Here is a 642-nt window from a genome sequence, read left to right on the forward strand (position 1 = left end):
GCTACAGATGCCGCCCGGTATCCTGCGCGCCGTGCGGGATGCGGACGATTCCCTGCGTATCGCCCAGATCCCGGAAGAAGATGACATGCGATCCGCTGCGGCACTTCAGATACGCTGGCGCTTCTGCGCTTTGACGGCAGCGATCATCTCAACGACCTGTTCGAATACCGCGTCGAGGCGCTGGCCACCCGCGATGATCTCGACTTCGACGCGCTCATCGGCACCCATGCCACGGTCGAGATCGAGGGCCGTGAGGGCACCCAGCCCTTTGACGGCATCGTCACGCAGGCGCGATGGGCCGGGGTGGGCGAGAACGGCCACCGCTATGATCTGGTGCTGCGCCCGTGGTTCTGGCTGGCAGGGCGGCGGCGCAACCAGCGGATCTTTCACAACAGGACCGTGGTGCAGATCCTGCGCGAGCTGCTGTCGGACTATGCCCAGCTCGGCGATCCGGCGCTGGATGTGCAGCTGTCGCAGGACTATCCGGTGCTGGAATACACGGTGCAGTACCGCGAGAGCGACCTCGACTTTGCCCGCCGCCAGATGGAGCGGCACGGGATCAGCTTTCATTTCCGCCACGAGACGGGCAGCCATACGCTGGTGCTGACCGATGACGTTCTGGCGCATGAGACGATCGGCGCG

1 protein-coding gene is annotated in these 642 nt (G+C 65.0%); it reads left to right on the plus strand.

Annotated features, from left to right (window positions below; all coding sequences use genetic code 11):
- Positions 1–156 precede the first annotated feature (156 nt).
- Positions 157–642, plus strand: a 486-nt coding sequence (locus PKE99_RS39255; RefSeq protein WP_271215132.1) for a type VI secretion system Vgr family protein, incomplete at its 3' end; no start/stop codon positions are given.

The organism is Pseudonocardia halophobica, from assembly GCF_027922425.1.
GTDB lineage: Bacteria > Actinomycetota > Actinomycetes > Mycobacteriales > Pseudonocardiaceae > Pseudonocardia > Pseudonocardia halophobica.